This window comes from Actinoplanes derwentensis (assembly GCF_900104725.1).
Classification (GTDB): domain Bacteria; phylum Actinomycetota; class Actinomycetes; order Mycobacteriales; family Micromonosporaceae; genus Actinoplanes; species Actinoplanes derwentensis.
This window is the reverse complement of record NZ_LT629758.1, coordinates 8,961,966-8,978,593: the sequence shown is the minus strand read 5'-3', so window position 1 is coordinate 8,978,593 and position 16,628 is coordinate 8,961,966. Positions and strand designations below refer to the sequence as shown.

The following is a 16,628-nucleotide window of genomic DNA, read 5'->3' as shown; positions in this document are numbered from 1 at the left end:
AGGTTACCGGTCTCCCGGCGATAGTCGTTCCTCCGCACGTCCAGCTTCTAGCACCAAGCCTCATTGGTAATACGATCCAGGGGTGACCACCTCGGAGAACCTGGACGATCTCGCCGCCGTGGCGACACTTGCCGACGGTGTGCGGCGGGCCGCCTACCATCGGGTCGCGGACGCGGGCGGCGATCCGGTCGGACGCGACGAGGTGGCCGAGACGCTCGGGGTGGGCCGCACGCTCGCCGCGTTCCATCTGGACAAGCTGGTGGACGCGGGGCTGCTGGAGGTGTCGTACCAGCGCCGGTCCGGCCGCACCGGGCCGGGCGCCGGCCGGCCCGCCAAGATGTACCGGGTCTCCCCCGGCGAGCACACAGTGAGCGTGCCGGCGCGCTCCTACCGGGGTGCCGCCGAGATGCTGGCCGAGACGATCGAGCGCACCGGCGCCGAGCAGACCCTCTACGCGGTGGCCCGGGAGCAGGGCCGGACCGGCGGCTCGGTGGCGGACCTCACCGCACTGGGCTATTCACCGGTCACCGAGGGCGGCCGGATCACGCTGCGCAACTGCCCGTTCCACCAGCTCGCCGAGCAGTTCCCACCGCTGATCTGCGGGATGAACCTGGCGATGCTGGAGGGGATGCTGGAGGGCTCGGAGTGGACGGCCCGGATGGACCCGGCGCCCGGCCGCTGCTGTGTGACCCTCTCTGAATACTCTAAAAACAAAACCGATTGACTTTAGATTGTACGGCTGGTGAAGTGACCACATGACGGACTTTCACCTGGCGCAGATGAACGTCGCCACGCTCGTGGCCCCCGAGGGGGATCCCCTGGTCGCCGAGTTCACCGCCGGCGTCGATGAGATGAACGCACTGGCCGACCGTTCACCGGGCTTCGTCTGGCGGCTGAAGGAGGAGGACGTCGACCTCGAAGCGCTCGGCATCCAGGCGGCGCCACCGGAGCAGATCGCCACGATGTCGGTCTGGGTGTCCCTGGAGGCCCTGCGGGGTTACGTCTACCAGTCCGGCCATCTGGACTACCTGCGCCGCCGCCGGGAGTGGTTCGTGCCCGGCCGGTCCGCCATGGTCCTGTGGTGGGTGGAGGCCGGCCGCGTCCCGACGCTGCGGGACGGCCTGCAACGCCTGACCCTGCTCGGAGTGGAGGGGCCGGGGCCGCGGGCGTTCACCTTCCGCCGCACCTTCCCGGCCCCGGAGCTCAGTCGACCTTGAGGTCGGCGAGGGTCTCCTCCAGCTCGTCCGGCTTGATCAGCACGTCGCGCGCCTTGGAGCCCTCGGACGGCCCGACGATGCCACGGGTCTCCATCAGGTCCATCAGCCGGCCGGCCTTGGCGAACCCGACCCGCAGCTTGCGCTGCAGCATCGACGTCGACCCGAACTGGCTGGTCACCACCAGCTCGATGGCCGAGATCAGCAGCTGGAGGTCGTCGCCGATCTCCTCGTCGATCTCCCGCTTCTTGCTCTGCGGCACCTCGGTGACGTCCGGACGGAACTCCGGTTCGCGCTGCTCCTTGCAGAACTCCACGACCGCCGCGATCTCCGACTCGTCGACCCAGGCGCCCTGGATCCGGGTCGGCTTGGAGGCGCCCATCGGCAGGAAGAGCCCGTCCCCACGGCCGAGCAGTTTCTCCGCGCCCGGCTGGTCCAGGATGACCCGGGAGTCGGCCAGCGACGACGTGGCGAAAGCCAGCCGGGACGGCACGTTCGCCTTGATCAGGCCGGTCACCACGTCGACCGACGGGCGCTGGGTCGCCAGCACCAGGTGGATGCCGGCGGCCCGGGCCAGCTGGGTGATCCGGACGACCGAGTCCTCCACGTCGCGGGGCGCGACCATCATCAGGTCGGCCAGCTCGTCGATGATCACCAGCAGGTACGGGTACGGCTTCATCACCCGCTCGCTGCCCGGCGGCGCGGTGATCTCGCCACTGCGCACCTTGCGGTTGAAGTCGTCGAGATGCCGGACCCCGTTGGCGGCGAGGTCGTCGTACCGCATGTCCATCTCCCGGACCACCCACTCCAGGGCGTCCGCGGCCTTCTTCGGGTTCGTGATGATCGGCGTGACGAGGTGCGGGATCCCCTCGTAGGCGGTCATCTCCACCCGCTTGGGGTCGACCAGGAGCAGCCGCACCTCATCGGGGGTCGACCTGGTCAGCAGCGACACCAGCAGCGAGTTGAGGCAGGAGCTCTTGCCCGCACCGGTGGCGCCGGCGATCAGGATGTGCGGCATCTTCGCCAGGTTGGCGACGACGAACCCGCCCTCGATGTCCTTGCCGAGCGCCACCAGCATCGGGTGGTGGTCAGCGGCGGCGGCCCGGGAGCGCAGCACGTCACCGAGCGACACGTTCTCCGGGTCGGTGTTCGGGATCTCCACACCGACCGCGCTCTTGCCCGGGATCGGGCTGAGGATCCGCACGTCCGGCGACTTCACCGCGTAGGCGATGTTGCGGGACAGCTGGGTGATCCGCTCGACCTTGGTGCCCGGGCCGATCTCCACCTCGTAACGGGTGACCGTCGGGCCACGGGTGAAACCGGTGACCACCGCGTCGACGTTGAACTGCTCGAACACCCCGGTCAGCGCCGCCATGATCTCGTCGTTGGCGCGGCTGCGGGCTTTCGCCGGCGGACCGGTGGCGAGGATGTTCGCCGGCGGCAGGCGGTAGTCGCCCTTGACCGCCGAGATCTCCAGCTGCTCAGCCCGGCTGGGCGGCATCGGTGAGTGCTCGGGCGCCGGCTTGCGCCGGGTCTTCGGCACGTTCGGCAGCTTCGGCAGAGCGATGGTGTCGTGCAGTATCAGCTCTTCGTCGAAGTCGTCCGGCGGCTCCTGGTCGAGCGGGGCCGGCTCGACCAGCGCGGCCTGCCGGCGCCGGGCCGGGCGGCGCGGTTTCGCCGTCTCGCCCACCGGCTCGCCCTCGTCCTCGGCGTCGCCGGGCTCGGGCACCGGGCGGGTGGTGTGCTGACCGGACCGGCCGGAGACCAGATCGAGCAGCTGGGACACCCGCTCCGGAATCTTGTTGATCGGCGTGGCGGTGATCACCAGAAGACCGAAGGCGAAGAGCAACAGCAGCAGCGGTACGGCCACCCAGGCGCTCACCGCCCGCTCCAGCAGTCCACCGATCCCGAATCCGAGCAGGCCACCGGACTGGTCGACGGTCGGGTTGGCGGCCGCCGAATCGGGGCCGGAGATGTGCAACAGGGCCGCGGTGGCCACGATGATCGCGGTCCAGCCGACCATGGTGCGCCCGCGGTGCTCCGGGTCGACCGGCTCCCGCATCAGCCGGATCGAGCCGTAGAACAGCAGCAGCGGCAGAAGCACCGCGAGACTGCCGAGGAACAGCCGCACCATGTCGGCCACCCAGACACCGACCGGTCCGGCGCTGCCCGCCCAGACCGCGACCGCGATCAGGATGGACAGGCCGAGCAGGAAGAGGCCGGCACCGTCGCGACGGTGCTCGGGCGCGATGTTGCGGGCGGTGGCCGCCTGCCGGCCGGCACCCCGGGCCAGCCAGCCGACGCTGCCGGCCAGGCCCAGCCAGAGACTGCCGATGCCGCGGGTGATGCTGGGATTGACCGCCTGTGGTGTCGCCCGGCGCGCGGCCGGGCGCTTGGCCGCGGGTTTGCGCGCGGCGGCTTTGCCGGTGCTCTTGCGAGCTGCCGGCTGTTGGGCACGGTTGACCGCCGCGCCCCTGGTAGTGGACGCGGCGCGGCTCCGGCCCGCCGGAGGAGTTCGGCCCGCCATGGATGTCACGGTAGCCGGGTGCGGCCTATCTGCCGAGAAGGCGCACCGCGACTGCTTTTCACTTTCCCGGCATTTACCATCGTACGGTGCAACCTCTCAGCAACGACTTGATCAAGGCCGCGCTGGACAAGCGTGGTTTCTCGTACTTCGTCGATGCCGACGGCGACATCGCCGGCAACTTCCAGGGCAACCTCATCTACTTCTTCCGCCTCGGCGAGCGGCAGGAGATCCTCCAGGTGCGGGCCATGATGCAGCACGTCTTCTCGGTCGAGGAGGTGACCAGGCTCTACGAATTCTGCAACACGTGGAACCGGGACCAGCTCTGGCCGAAGGCGTACGTGCAGGTCACCGACGAGGGGCAGGCCATCGTGGTGGGCGAGGTGACGACCGACTGGGAACACGGCGCCACCCTCGAACAGCTCGATCAGGTGCTGCTCTGCGGCGTGGCGACCGGCTGCCGGCTCGGCGACGCCCTGGGCGAACTCAAATCGGGCGTCGCACCCGACGACGAATCGGGGCCCGCACGCTGAGCGTGCGGACCCCGATCGTCTGCCGGGTCACGGATTCCCGGCCGGGCTGAGGCGTCCGTGACCAGGCGGCAGGGCCGGGCCCGAGTGGCTTCCACACCCGGGCCGGGCCCGTCCGGTCCCGTTACGGCTACTGGACGTTGAAGCCCAGGCTGTAGGCGCCGGTGCCCGAGGAGGCCACGACCACGTAGCGGTAGGTGCCGGCCCGGCCGGTGAAGGACAGCGTCTTGGTGCCGTCACCCGTCCCGGTGGCCACCGTGCGGAACTGGCCACGGTCGTTCTGGCGCTGCAGCACCACGTCGAAGTCGGCGCCGTCCGGAGCCTCCAGGCAGGCGGTGTGCGTACCGGCCCGAGCCCGGTAGGCCCCGCCGTTCGGCTGTGCCTGGGCCTGACCGGCCCGGTTGATGGTGCCGTCGCGCTGGACCGGCAGAGCGTCGCACGCGGCGGTCTCGTTGCCCTCCTCAGCGGGCGGAGCGGCTTCGCCCTCGGTGGTGACCAGGGTCAGGTTCCCGGCCGCCAGGATCTCGTTGAGCGGCTGGAAGAAGGTCTCGCCGCCGACGGTGCAGTCACCGGAACCACCCGAGGTCACACCCTGGGCCTGGTCACCGGAGAGCCACGGGCCGCCGGAGTCACCGCCCTCGGCGCAGACGTCGGTGCGGGTCAAACCGGTGACCTGGCCCTCCGGGTACTGCACGGTCTGGTTCTTGGCCAGGATCGTGCCGCAGAACGTGCCGGTGGTGGAACCGGACCGGCAGATCGCCGCACCGACCGGGGCCTCGGTGTTACCGGCCACCGGCAGCTCCGCACCGTTGATCTCGGTGACGACCGACGCCGTCGGCGTGAAGTTGTCGTTCGTCGCGACGAAGCCCATGTCGGCGTCGCCCGGGAAGACCGAGAGCTCGACGGTGCCCTGCGCCACCCCGTCCGGGTCGGTGGTCGCGGTGCCCTCGGCCCCGCAGTGACCGGCGGTGACGAAACCGGTGGTCACCGAGAAGCCGATGGAACAGCGGGCCTGGCCGCCGTCGAGGTTGACGAAGTACGGGTCCGCGCCGCGCACGTCGATCAGCGGCTTCGGCTGGGCGTCGCTGACCTTCACGGTGACCGCGTCGCTGGAGACGCCGGCCTGCCGGGCCAGCCGGAGAGCCTTGGACTCGGCACTCGGTTTGGCGACCAGGACCACCTTGTTGGTGGTCACGTCGACGTACCAGCCGGTCAGGCCGGACGCCTGGGACAGCGCCGCGTCGAGCTTGGTCTTCGCCTCGTCGAGGGCAGCCTCGCTCCGCTTGACCAGCACCGGGACGGCACCGGCGGCCTGCACCGCGGACGCCGACTCGGAGTCGGTCACTGCGATCTTGAGCGTCTTGCCGTCCGCCGCGAGCCAGGCGCCGCCGAAGCTCTCGCCGGTCTGGGCCGCCAGCGTCGCCGAGACGCCACCCGCCCACTCCGAGCGGGCCAGCCGCGCCGCCGCCTGATCACCGTCGAGACCGAGGTCGCGTTTCATGGCCGCGAGCAGTTCCGGGGACAGACCCCCCGGGGTGCTCGCGGCACGCGTACCGCTCGTCTTCTTCTCCGTGTCGGCCGACGACGGCAGGGTGAAGGCGACCGCCGCCGCACCCGCCGACACCACAACCGCCGTCACCACGGCGATCGATCTGCGCTGCATCTGGTGAACTCCCTCCGGCACGGGTGCCGTGGGGGCGGCACCGATGCCAGGGAATACGCAGCGCGTCCGAAGATGGTTGAAAAGGAACCGTGATCCTTATGGATTACACAGGTTTCCTCACACCTCTACCACCGTCGGAACGATCATCGGCCGACGCCGGTAAGCGTCGTTCACCCAGCGCCCGACAGTGCGGCGCACCACCTGTTGTAGCTGGTGGGGGTCGGTGATGCCGTCCTCGGCCGAGCGGTGCAGGGCCGCGGTCAGCAGCGGGATGACCGGGTTGAAAGCGTCCGGATCCTCGGAGAAACCTTTCGCCGAGATATTCGGTTCGCCGACCACCTTTCCGGTGACCGAGTCGATGACGACGGTCGCCGAGATGAACCCACCGTCACCGAGTATGCGACGCTCGGTGAGCAGCGACTCGCTGACGTCACCGACGGCGAGACCGTCCACGTAGACGTAGCGGCTCTTGACGTGACCCACCACGCGGGCGTGCCCCTCGACCAGGTCGACGACGTTGCCGTCCTCGCAGAGGACCACCCGGTCGGGTGCCACCCCGGTCTCGATGCCGAGCTGGGCGTGGGCGCGCAGGTGCCGCCACTCGCCGTGGACCGGCATCAGGTTGCTGGGCCGGGTCACGTTGAGCAGGTACCGCAGCTCGCCGGCCGGCGCGTGCCCGGAGACGTGCACCTTGGCGGTCTCCTTGTGGACCACCGTGGCACCAGCCCGGGAGAGCTGGTTGATCACCCGGTAGACCGAGGTCTCGTTGCCCGGCACCAGTGAACTTGCCAGCACCACCGTGTCGCCGGGGGTGATGGTGATGTGCCGGTGGTCGCCGGTCGACATCCGGCCCAGCGCGCTCATCGGCTCGCCCTGCGAACCGGTGGACATGAAGACGATCTCGTCGTGCGGCATCCGCGCCGCCTCGTCCAGGCTGACCAGCAGGCCGTCCGGGATGCGCAGCAGGCCCAGGTCACGGGCGATGCCCATGTTGCGGACCATGGACCGGCCGATCAGGGCGACCTTGCGCTCGAACTCCCAGGCCGAGTCCATCACCTGCTGCACGCGGTGCACGTGCGAGGCGAAACTGGCCACGATGATCCGGCCACTGGCCTTGCCGAAGATCGAGCTGAGCACCGGGCCGATGTCGCGTTCCGGCGTGACGAAGCCCGGGACCTCGGCGTTCGTCGAGTCGGACAGCAGCAGGTCGACACCCTCGGCACCGAGCCGGGCGAACCCGGCCAGGTCGGTGATCCGGCCGTCCAGCGGCACCTGGTCCATCTTGAAGTCGCCGGTGTGCAGCACCAGACCCGCGGGGGTCCGGATCGCGACCGCCAGCGCGTCCGGGATCGAGTGGTTCACCGCGAAGAACTCGCACTCGAACGGGCCGAGCCGCTCGATGCCGCCCTCCCGGACGGTCAACGTGTACGGATCGAGTCGGCGCTCGGCGAGTTTCGCCTCGACCAGAGCCAGCGTGAACTCCGAGCCGACCAGCGGGATGTCCGGCTTGTGGGCCAGCAGATAGGGCACCGCGCCGATGTGGTCCTCGTGACCGTGGGTCAGCACGATGGCCTGCACGTCCCCCAACCGATCCAGGATCGGTGCGAAGTCGGGCAGGATCAGGTCGACACCCGGCTGCTCGACATCGGGGAAGAGCACCCCGCAGTCGACGATCAGCAGTTTGCCGTCGTATTCGAAGACCGTCATGTTGCGGCCGATGGCGCCGAGCCCGCCGAGCGGGATGACGCGCAAGGCGCCTTCCGGCAGCGGCGGTGGCGGACCCAGCTCCATGTGAGCTTGACTCATTCGCCTCTTCCTGTCAGAGCACGATGCCGGCCGCGGCGGCGTCCTGGCGCAGTTGGTTCAGTTCGTCTTCCCCGGCGTCGACCAGCGGCGACCGCACCGGGCCCGAGGGCAGGCCGAGTGCGTTCAGGCCGGCCTTCACCAGCATCGTCCCGGGCGAGCGGAAGATGCCGGTGAACAGCGGCATCGCCGTCCGGTGCCGGGCCAGCGCGGTGGCGTTGTCACCACGCTCGAAAGCTTCGATCAGCTCCTGGACCAGCACTCCGGTGAAGTGCGACGAGGTGCCGACCAGCCCGACGCCACCGATGGAGAGCAGCGGCAGAGTGGCGGCGTCGTCGCCGGAGTAATAAGCCAGATCGGTCCGGGCCAGCACCTGGGAGCTGGCGATCAGATCACCCTTGGCGTCCTTGACCGCGACGATCCGCTCATGCTCGGCGATCCGGCACATGGTGTCGGTGGCGATCGCCGTGCCGGCCCGGTGCGGGATGTCATAGACCATGATCGGCAGGCCGGCGGCGTCGGCGACCTCGCGGAAGTGCCGTTCCACGCCCGCCTGCGGCGGCTTGTTGTAATACGGCGTCACGACCAGCAGACCGTGCGCCCCCGCTTTCTCGGCGGCCTGGGCCAGCTCGATCGTGTGGGCGGTGTTGTTGGTGCCCACACCCGCGACGACCTGCGCCCGGTCCCCGACGGCGTCGATCACGACGCGGAGCAGTGACTCCTTCTCCGCGTCGGTGGTGGTGGGGGACTCTCCGGTGGTGCCGCTGATCACGAGGGCGTCGTTGCGCTGCTCGTCGACCAGGTGGGCGGCCAGCCGAGCGGCGCCCTCCAGGTCCAGGGAACCGTCCGGGGTGAACGGGGTCACCATGGCGGTCAGCAGCCGTCCGAAGGGCCGCGGGTGGTGCGTCATACCTGACAACCTATCGGACGCATCCGTCACACGTAGAAAGCGGTGAACGGCGCCCATGGGAGGTTACGCAGGATGCTCCACACACCCCAGACCGCCATGAACGTGATCATGGCCGCTGGACTGATCGAGAGTTCCGGCAGTTTCCAGCCGAAGACCTTGCGGCCCGCCCAGGCCACGTACAGATAGATCAGGAACGGCACCGCGAACACGAACAGCAGATGATGCCGGGCCGCGGCGGTCACATCGCCGTGCAGCAGGAACCACGCGGCGCGCGTGCCACCGCACCCCGGGCAGACGAAACCGGTCAGATATTTCAGCAGACAGGACGGCGGGTCACCGGCACCGGCCGCGGCCGGATCGGTGGCCAGCGTGTAACCGATCGCGCCGCCGGTGCAGGCCAGGATCGCCAGCGGGGCCAGCCAGATCGGCGACCGGGCGGCGAGCCGGTTGACGAAACGGGTCAGCCGGTCGGGCTGATGAACCGGGTGCCGGAACCACTCGGGCGGCACCGGCGGGCCCTGGATCGGCTGATCGGCCAGCCAGGGGGGCAGCTGGACGGCGTTCATGGCCGTCACGGTACACCCGCCGGGCTCTCCCGCAGCGCGCTCGTCAGCGCGGCCGTGAGGTCACCCCGCTCAGGCACGGCGACCGACGTCAGGCCCAGCCAGCCGGCCAGCCGGCGCAACTCCACGGCCAGCGCGGAAGCGGTCTCGACCGGGTCGGCTCCGGGCTCCAGCCAGGCCGCCGGGACCTGCAACTCACCGGTCCGGCGCTCGGCTTTCAGATCGACCCGGGCGGTGAACCGGTCGCCCTGGAGGAACGGGAGCACGTAATACCCGTACAACCGCTGGGGTTTGGGCACGTAGATCTCGATGCGGTAGGTCATGCCGAACAGCCGCTCGGTGCGCGCCCGCTCCCAGATCAGCGGATCGAACGGGCTGACCAGGGTCGCCACACCGACCCGGCGGGGCAGTCGCGCCTCGTGGTGCAGCCACGCCGTCTTCCACCCCGGGACAGTGACCGGGCGCAGCACTCCGGCCTCGGCCAGCTCGGCGACCGCCTGCCGGCACGGCTGCACCGGAAGGCGGAAATAGTCGCGCAACTCGGACTCGGCGGCCACCCCGAGCGCCCGGGCAGAGAGCTCCACCAGCGCCCGGAACGCCTCGGCGGGCTCCGGGGTGGGCGTGGCCAGCACCGCCGCCGGCAGCACCCGCTCGGGCAGGTCGTAACGCCTGGCGAACGAGGTGGTGCGCTCGGCGGCGGTCACCTGACCGGTGTAGAAGAGCCACTCCAGCGCCTGTTTGACGACCGACCAGTTCCAACCCCAATGCTCTTTGGTACGCGGGGCGTCGTGCTCGATCTCGGCGGCGGTGATCGGGCCCCGCTCGCGGACCTCGTCGAGCACCCAGGCGACCAGGGCGGGCTGCTCGACCGCGATCCGCCGCATGTTGCCCCAGGCGAACTCGTGCGCCCGCGCCATCCGCCACCGGAACAGCGGCTGCAGATCGGTGCGGATCAGCGACGCCTCGTGGCCCCAGAACTCGAACAGCTCACGGGGCCGCCGGTAGGCCGCCCGCTCCAGCAGACCGGCCGGATAGGGCCCGAGACGGCTGTAGAGCGGCATGTAGTGGGCGCGCTGCAACACGTTCACCGAATCCATCTGGATCAGGTGCAGGCGGCGCAGGACCCGGCGCAGGTGCCGCAGGTCGGTGACACCACCGGGTCGGGGGTCGGTGAAGCCCTGCGCCGCCAGGGTGATCCGGCGAGCCTGGGCGACGGAGAGCGATTCGGGCACGGCCACCGGGGCAGACTAGACGCCAGGTGTGACAAAGTTGCCGCCATGGCACTCGGCTTCGTCCGTCCCGCCCGTCCCGAGGACGCGGCGGAGATCGCACGCATCCAGCTCTCCACCTGGCGCACGGCGTACCGGCGGATGTTCCCGCCGCACGTGCTCGACAACCTGGACGAGGACTATCTGGCCCGTGGCTGGGCCGAGGCGATCAGCGCGCCGCCGTCGTCGCGGCACCGGGTCCTGATCGCGGTCGAGCAGGGCGAGAGTGTGACGACGGTGGTCGGGTTCGCCGGGTCCGGTCCGGCCGACGAGCAGGCTCTGGCGCCCGAGGAGAAACCGCTTGCCGACGACGTCGCGGCGGTCACTGACCTGCTGATCGAGCCGCGCTGGGGGCGGCGGGGCCACGGCAGCCGGCTGCTGGCGGCGGCGGTGGACAACTGGCGCGACGACGGTTTCCAGACCGCGGTGGCCTGGGTCTACGACGCGGACCCCGTGATGAAGGCGTTCCTCGGCTCGACCGGGTGGGAACCGGACGGTGCGAGCCGGGCCCTGGACGTGGACGATCTCCTCGTACCGCAGGCCCGGCTGCATGTCGCTCTGGCTCTTTAGCCCACTTCGCTCTGGCTTCAGCCCTCGTCCAGGAGCGGGTCCAGGCCGATCGTCAGGCCGGGACGCCGCAGCACCGCACGGACGGCGAGCAGCACGCCCGGCATGAAGGACGAGCGGTCCAGCGAGTCGTGGCGGATGGTCAGCGTCTCACCCGTGGTGCCGAAGAGGACTTCCTGGTGGGCGACCAGACCGGCGGCCCGGATCGAGTGGATCCGCACCCCGTCGACGTCGGTGCCGCGGGCGCCGAGATGCTCTTCCTTGGTGGCGTCCGGCATCGGCGGGCTGCCCGCCGCGGCCCGCGCCTCGGCGATCACCCGGGCGGTGTGTGCCGCCGTGCCGCTCGGCGCGTCCAGCTTGCGCGGGTGATGCTGCTCGATGATCTCGACCGACTCGAAGAACCGGGCCGCGCGGGCGGCGAACTGCATCATCAGCACCGCGCCGATGCCGAAGTTCGGAGCGATCAGCACCCCGACACCCGGCTTGGCGGCCAGCCACTCGCGGACCTGCTCCAGCCGCTCGGTGGAGAACCCGGAGGTGCCGACCACCACGCTGATGCCCTGACCGACGGCCCACTTCAGGTTGTCCATCACCACGTCGGGATTGGTGAAGTCGACGAGCACCTGCGCACCGGCCGAGGAGGCCTGGAACAGCTCCTCACCCTGGTCGATCATCGAGACCAAGGTGAGGTCGTCGGCGGCATCGACCGCTTTACACACCTCGAGGCCCATTCGGCCCCGGGCGCCGAGAACACCGACACGAATGTTTTCAGTCACCAGCTCAATTTAACGTACCCCGGCGCCGCTCCCACCAGCGCTCACCGGCCCCCACCACCAGGAAGACGACCCCCACGTACGCCCATCCGACCAGCACGTCGATCACCCAGTGCTCGGCCGTGTAGACCAGGGTGAAGGTCATCGACAGCGGGTAGGCGAACAGCAGCGGCCACAGCCACTTCTTCACCACCGGCAGGAAGAACACCACCGACATGAAGGCGAACGCGGTGTGCAGCGACGGCATCGCGGCCACCGGGTTCGACGCCTCCACCTGCAGCGCGTTCAGGGTGTTGCCGGCGCCGTGCAGGCCGATCGCATCCCAGCCGTTGGTCGAGATGCGCTCGGCGCTGATCAGCGAACCGTGCTCGGGCAGAGCCGCCCACCACGGCGGTGCGGCCGGGTAGAGGAAGTAGGTGATCAGACCGAAAACACACAGTAGGAACCAGCGGCGCATGAACCGGGCCCACTGCGGGCGGGACCGCATCCACAGCAGCACGGCGATCGTCGGCATGGTCAGGAAGTGCGAGAAGTAGACGATCGAGACGACCACCTCCCACCACTGCACCACACCCGGCTGCCACAGGTGCTCCTGGAGCCACTGGGTCGGCGTCAGATCACCGGTGAACCAGCCGAAGGCCCACTTGTCGAAGGCGATCAGCTCGGTGACGTGCGGGGCGAAGAACTTGTCGGCGTACCCCCGGGTCACGTTGTACAGCACCAGGAGCAGGCAGATCGGCAGCCAGTCACGCAGGAAGCGCAGGTGGGTGCGCCACGGCTCGTGGCTGCGCCAGGCGATGGTGGCCAGCCACAGCCAGCCGAAAGCGATCAGCGGGTCACTCGTCGGCACACCGATGAAGTAGACCCCGACAGCGAAGAACGCCGCCCAGATCAGCATCCCGACGATCCGCCGCCGCCGGAGATCCGGTGGCGGCGGGGTCGTGGGTGTATCGGGCGGCGTCTCCAGTGTCGTCACGGGGAACCAGAGTAGGACCAGGGGTTACCAGTCGGGTAATTCATCCTCGTCGAAGGGCCCGACCACGGCCAGCGACAGCGTCTGCCCGAACAGGTCCCGGGCCACCGCGTGCACCTCTTCCAAGGTCACCGCGTCCACCCGGGCCAGCAGCTCGTCGACGCTCATCAGGTCGCCGTGCAGCAGCTCCGACTTGGCCAGCCGGCTCATCCGCGAGCCCGAGTCCTCCAGGCCCAGCACGTACGAACCCTTGGCCATGCCCTTGCCCCGGACCAGTTCCTCCGGGGTGATCCCGTCGGCCGCGACCCGGACCAGCTCGGCCCGGATCAGGTCCAGCACCTCCCGGGACTTGGCCGGGGCACAACCGGCGTAGACACCGACCAGGCCGCTGTCGGCGTAGTGGCTGGCGTACGAGTAGACCGAGTAGGCCAGGCCGCGCTTCTCCCGGATCTCCTGGAAGAGCCGGGACGACATGCCGCCGCCGAGCACGTTGTTGAGCACGCCCAGGGCGAACCGGCGCTCGTCGTGACGGCCGATCCCGGAACCACCGAGCACGATGTGCGCCTGCTCGGTGTCGCGGTGCAGGACCACGTTGCGGGCCTTGCGAAACCGGATCGGCTTGTCCTCGGCACGTGGTGTCGCGCTCTGTGCCGGCCCGGTGTCCAGCGGAGTGCCGGCCAGGGCCTTGCGGACCATCTTGACCACCGTCGCGTGGTCGAGGTTGCCGGCCGCCGCGATCACGATCTCCGGTGCCGTGTAGTGGCGCCGGTAGAAGCGGTTGATCTGGTCCCGGGTCATCGGGGTGATCGACTCCGGGGTGCCGGAGATCAGCCGGCCGAGCGGCTGGTCGCCGAAGATCGCCTCGGTGAAGACGTCGTGCACCTCGTCACCGGGCTCGTCCTCGTGCATGGCGATCTCCTCGAGGATCACGCCACGTTCGGTCTCGACGTCCGCCGGATCGAGGATCGAGTCGGCCACCGCGTCCACCAGCACGTCCACCGCGAGCGGCAGGTCCTCGTCGAGCACCCGCGCGTAGTAGCAGGTGTACTCCTTCGTGGTGAAGGCGTTGGTCTCGCCGCCGACCGCCTCGATCCCCGAGGAGATGTCCAGAGCGGTGCGCTTGTGGGTGCCCTTGAAGAGCAGGTGCTCCAGGAAGTGGGAGGCGCCGTGCAGCGACGGCGTCTCGTCCCGGGAACCGATCCCCACCCAGATGCCGAGAGCGGCACTGCGGGTGGTCGGGATCGCCTCGGTGACGATGCGCAGACCGGACGGCAGGACGGTCTTCTTGACGCCGTCCTGAAGGGTCTTGGTTACGGCACGGGCCGGCACTTCGGCCGGCCCGTGTTCGCTGTTGATTGTCACTTAGTCGCGGCGCTCGCCACGCTCACCGGCGGGACGCGACCGGCGACGGCGGGGCTCGCCGCCACCCTCGCCGCGGGGAGCGCGCTCCTCACGGGGCGGCTTGCTCTCCGAAGCACCCTCGGCCGCGGCGGCCGGAGCCTCCTCGCCCTCGGGGCGGACCTTGTCCAGGTAGATCTTGCCGCGGGCGTCGATGTCCGCGATGGACACCTCGACCTTGTCGCCGACGTTGAGGAAGTCCTCGACCTTGTCGACCCGCTTGCCGTCGCCCACCTTGGAGATGTGCAGCAGGCCGTCCCGGCCGGGCAGCAGCGAGATGAAGGCGCCGAACGCGGCCGTCTTCACCACGGTGCCGAGGAACTTGTCGCCGGCCTTCGGCATGGTCGGGTTCGCGATCGCGTTGATCCGCTCGACCGCGGCCTCGGCCGCCGGGCCGTTGGTCGCACCGACGTAGATCGTGCCGTCGTCCTCGATGGAGATGTCGGCGCCGGTCTCGTCCTGGATCGCGTTGATGGTCTGGCCCTTCGGCCCGATCACCATGCCGATCTTGTCGACCGGGATCTTCACAGTGGTGACGCGCGGGGCGAACTCGCTCATCTCGGCCGGGGCCTCGATGGCCGCGGTCATCACGGCGAGGATCGTCGCGCGAGCCTCGTGCGCCTGCTGCAGCGCGCCGGCCAGCACGTCCGACGGGATGCCGTCGAGCTTGGTGTCCAGCTGCAGGGCGGTGACGAACTCGCTGGTACCGGCGACCTTGAAGTCCATGTCACCGAACGCGTCCTCGGCACCCAGGATGTCCGTCAGCGCGACGTACTGGGTCTTGCCGTCGACCTCGTCCGAGATCAGGCCCATGGCGATGCCGGCGACCGGCGCCTTCAGCGGCACACCGGCGCTGAGCAGGGCCAGCGTCGAGGCGCAGACCGAACCCATGCTCGTCGAACCGTTGGAGCTCAGGGCCTCGGACACCTGACGGATCGCGTAGGGGAACTCCTCACGCGACGGCAGCACCGGCACCAGAGCCCGCTCGGCCAGCGCGCCGTGACCGATCTCGCGGCGCTTCGGCGAACCCACCCGGCCGGTCTCACCGGTCGAGTACGGCGGGAAGTTGTAGTTGTGCATGTAGCGCTTGGTCTTCTCGGGAGCGAGAGTGTCCAGCGACTGCTCCAGGCGCAGCATGTTCAGCGTGGTGACACCCAGGATCTGGGTCTCGCCGCGCTCGAACAGCGCCGAGCCGTGCACGCGGGGCAGCACGCCGACCTGGGCGGACAGCCCACGGATGTCGCGCGGGCCACGGCCGTCGATGCGGATCTGCTCACGCAGCACCCGCTGGCGGACCTCGGACTTGGTGACCGAGCGGAACGCCGCGCTGATCTCCTTCTCCCGGCCCTCGAAGCGCGCGCCGAGCAGCTCGTGCGCCTTCGCCTTGACCAGGTCGAGGGCTTCCTCGCGCTCCTGCTTGCCGGCGATCTTCAGCGCCTCGGCGGTCTCCTCGCGGACGGCCTCCACGACGGCGGTGTAGACGTCGTCCTGGTAGTCCAGGAAGACCGGGAAGTCGGCGATCGGCTTCGCGGCGATCTCGGCCAGCTCACTCTGCGCGCGGCAGAGCTCGCGGATGGCCGGCTTGGCGGCCTCCAGACCGCTGGCCACGACCTCCTCGGTCGGCGCGGTGGCACCGGCGGAGATCAGCTTGATCGCGTGCGGCGTGGCCTCGGCCTCGACCATCATGATCGCGACGTCGCCCTCGGCGGTGACGCGACCGGCCACGACCATGTCGAACGTGGCGCGCTCGAGCTCCTCGAGGGTCGGGAACGCGACCCACTGACCCTCGATGTGCGCGACGCGGGTCGAGCCGACCGGGCCGCTGAACGGCAGACCGGAGAGCTTGGTCGACATCGAGGCGGCGTTCATCGCGACGACGTCGTACGGGTGGGACGGGTCGAGCGCGAGGACGGTCTCGACGACCTGGACCTCGTTGCGCAGGCCCTTGGTGAACGACGGGCGCAGCGGCCGGTCGATCAGGCGGCAGGTGAGGATGGCGTCCTCGGACGGACGGCCCTCACGCCGGAAGAACGAGCCGGGGATACGACCCGCGGCGTACATCCGCTCCTCGACGTCGACGGTCAGCGGGAAGAAGTCGAAGTGGTCCTTCGGCTGCTTGCTGGCGGTCGTCGCGGAGAGGACGGTGGTGTCGCCCAGCTGGACGATCACGGAGCCGGCAGCCTGCTGTGCGAGGCGACCGACCCGGAACACGATCTCGCGGGTTCCGAACGCACCGTTGTCGATGACGGCGGTGCGGGATTCGTTGCCGAGAGCGTTGTTCTGTTCTGTCATGAAGTGCGGTACTCCTTCGTCGAGGACCCGGCGGTCGACAGCGCGTTTCAGTCGAGCCGGTCTTCGATCGAAGTGCCCAGGAAGTCTGCCTGGGAACCACTACCGAGGACCGGTGCTGACGGGTGTGATCCGCGCGGGTCCGTGGGGTGT

General features: G+C 69.7%; 14 protein-coding genes. 4 read left to right on the top strand and 10 right to left on the bottom strand.

All coding sequences use genetic code 11. The features are described 5' to 3' along the window. The first annotated feature begins 82 nt into the window (after positions 1-82). Both BLU81_RS40180 and BLU81_RS40175 read left to right on the top strand, forming a co-directional pair. Positions 83-724: a helix-turn-helix transcriptional regulator gene (locus BLU81_RS40180; protein WP_092553732.1), complete on the top strand. Its 642-nt coding sequence runs from the start codon at positions 83-85 to the stop codon at positions 722-724. A 31-nt stretch (positions 725-755) separates the two neighbouring features. Further along, positions 756-1,217 (top strand): DUF3291 domain-containing protein, encoded by a 462-nt coding sequence (locus BLU81_RS40175; protein ID WP_092553729.1) that lies wholly within the window; start codon positions 756-758, stop codon positions 1,215-1,217. Here the strand turns inward: BLU81_RS40175 and BLU81_RS40170 are convergent. Beyond that, on the bottom strand, positions 1,204-3,741 hold the full coding sequence (locus tag BLU81_RS40170; protein WP_092553726.1) for a DNA translocase FtsK: 2,538 nt from the start codon (positions 3,739-3,741) through the stop codon (positions 1,204-1,206). The genes BLU81_RS40175 and BLU81_RS40170 overlap by 14 nt on opposite strands. A gap of 86 nt (positions 3,742-3,827) precedes the next feature. Between BLU81_RS40170 and BLU81_RS40165 the strand changes: the two genes are divergently transcribed. Then, positions 3,828-4,271 (top strand): YbjN domain-containing protein, encoded by a 444-nt coding sequence (locus BLU81_RS40165; protein WP_231953736.1) that lies wholly within the window; start codon positions 3,828-3,830, stop codon positions 4,269-4,271. Positions 4,272-4,398: 127 nt separating this feature from the next. Here BLU81_RS40165 and BLU81_RS40160 read toward each other — a convergent pair whose 3' ends face one another. The 5 genes from BLU81_RS40160 to BLU81_RS40140 form a co-directional block, all read right to left on the bottom strand. After that, positions 4,399-5,931 carry a S1 family peptidase gene (locus BLU81_RS40160; protein ID WP_092558316.1) on the bottom strand — a complete coding sequence of 511 codons (1,533 nt, stop codon included), beginning with the start codon at positions 5,929-5,931 and terminating at the stop codon, positions 4,399-4,401. A 117-nt stretch (positions 5,932-6,048) separates the two neighbouring features. Continuing rightward, a complete protein-coding gene (locus tag BLU81_RS40155) occupies positions 6,049-7,737 on the bottom strand; it encodes a ribonuclease J (RefSeq protein WP_092553723.1) in 1,689 nt (562 codons plus the stop codon). Between the two features lie 13 nt (positions 7,738-7,750). Beyond that, positions 7,751-8,644, bottom strand: a complete 894-nt coding sequence (dapA, locus tag BLU81_RS40150; RefSeq protein ID WP_092553720.1) for a 4-hydroxy-tetrahydrodipicolinate synthase — start codon at positions 8,642-8,644, stop codon at positions 7,751-7,753. 26 nt (positions 8,645-8,670) lie between these two features. Beyond that, positions 8,671-9,210, bottom strand: a complete 540-nt coding sequence (locus BLU81_RS40145) for a DUF2752 domain-containing protein (RefSeq protein WP_092558314.1) — start codon at positions 9,208-9,210, stop codon at positions 8,671-8,673. Positions 9,211-9,215: 5 nt separating this feature from the next. Beyond that, a complete protein-coding gene (locus tag BLU81_RS40140; RefSeq protein ID WP_092553717.1) occupies positions 9,216-10,445 on the bottom strand; it encodes a winged helix-turn-helix domain-containing protein in 1,230 nt (409 codons plus the stop codon). Positions 10,446-10,484: 39 nt separating this feature from the next. On the opposite strand from BLU81_RS40140, the gene BLU81_RS40135 reads away from it, so the two are divergent. Continuing rightward, on the top strand, positions 10,485-11,045 hold the full coding sequence (locus tag BLU81_RS40135) for a GNAT family N-acetyltransferase (RefSeq protein ID WP_092553715.1): 561 nt from the start codon (positions 10,485-10,487) through the stop codon (positions 11,043-11,045). A 17-nt stretch (positions 11,046-11,062) separates the two neighbouring features. On the opposite strand, the gene dapB is transcribed toward BLU81_RS40135, so the two are convergent. The 4 genes from dapB to BLU81_RS40115 all read right to left on the bottom strand — a co-directional run bounded on the left by dapB (position 11,063) and on the right by BLU81_RS40115 (position 16,478). Continuing rightward, complete coding sequence (gene dapB / locus BLU81_RS40130) at positions 11,063-11,818, bottom strand: 4-hydroxy-tetrahydrodipicolinate reductase (protein ID WP_092553712.1); 756 nt, start codon at positions 11,816-11,818, stop codon at positions 11,063-11,065. A gap of 4 nt (positions 11,819-11,822) precedes the next feature. Further along, positions 11,823-12,713, bottom strand: a complete 891-nt coding sequence (locus tag BLU81_RS40125) for a phosphatase PAP2 family protein (protein ID WP_092553709.1) — start codon at positions 12,711-12,713, stop codon at positions 11,823-11,825. 102 nt (positions 12,714-12,815) lie between these two features. Beyond that, positions 12,816-14,150, bottom strand: coding sequence for a M16 family metallopeptidase (locus tag BLU81_RS40120; protein ID WP_092553706.1), 1,335 nt, complete (start codon positions 14,148-14,150; stop codon positions 12,816-12,818). Continuing rightward, a complete protein-coding gene (locus tag BLU81_RS40115) occupies positions 14,151-16,478 on the bottom strand; it encodes a polyribonucleotide nucleotidyltransferase (RefSeq protein WP_092553703.1) in 2,328 nt (775 codons plus the stop codon). Positions 16,479-16,628: the final 150 nt, after the last annotated feature.

What these genes read in the sequence shown, in the direction of transcription:
- BLU81_RS40175 (WP_092553729.1), top strand. Translation starts at nt 756, where the DNA reads ATGACGGACTTTCACCTGGCGCAGATGAACGTCGCCACGCTCGTGGCC.
- BLU81_RS40170 (WP_092553726.1), bottom strand. Translation starts at nt 3,741, where the DNA reads ATGGCGGGCCGAACTCCTCCGGCGGGCCGGAGCCGCGCCGCGTCCACT.
- BLU81_RS40160 (WP_092558316.1), bottom strand. Translation starts at nt 5,931, where the DNA reads ATGCAGCGCAGATCGATCGCCGTGGTGACGGCGGTTGTGGTGTCGGCG.
- BLU81_RS40155 (WP_092553723.1), bottom strand. Translation starts at nt 7,737, where the DNA reads ATGAGTCAAGCTCACATGGAGCTGGGTCCGCCACCGCCGCTGCCGGAA.
- dapA (WP_092553720.1), bottom strand. Translation starts at nt 8,644, where the DNA reads ATGACGCACCACCCGCGGCCCTTCGGACGGCTGCTGACCGCCATGGTG.
- BLU81_RS40145 (WP_092558314.1), bottom strand. Translation starts at nt 9,210, where the DNA reads ATGAACGCCGTCCAGCTGCCCCCCTGGCTGGCCGATCAGCCGATCCAG.
- BLU81_RS40135 (WP_092553715.1), top strand. Translation starts at nt 10,485, where the DNA reads ATGGCACTCGGCTTCGTCCGTCCCGCCCGTCCCGAGGACGCGGCGGAG.
- BLU81_RS40125 (WP_092553709.1), bottom strand. Translation starts at nt 12,713, where the DNA reads ATGCTGATCTGGGCGGCGTTCTTCGCTGTCGGGGTCTACTTCATCGGT.
- BLU81_RS40115 (WP_092553703.1), bottom strand. Translation starts at nt 16,478, where the DNA reads ATGACAGAACAGAACAACGCTCTCGGCAACGAATCCCGCACCGCCGTC.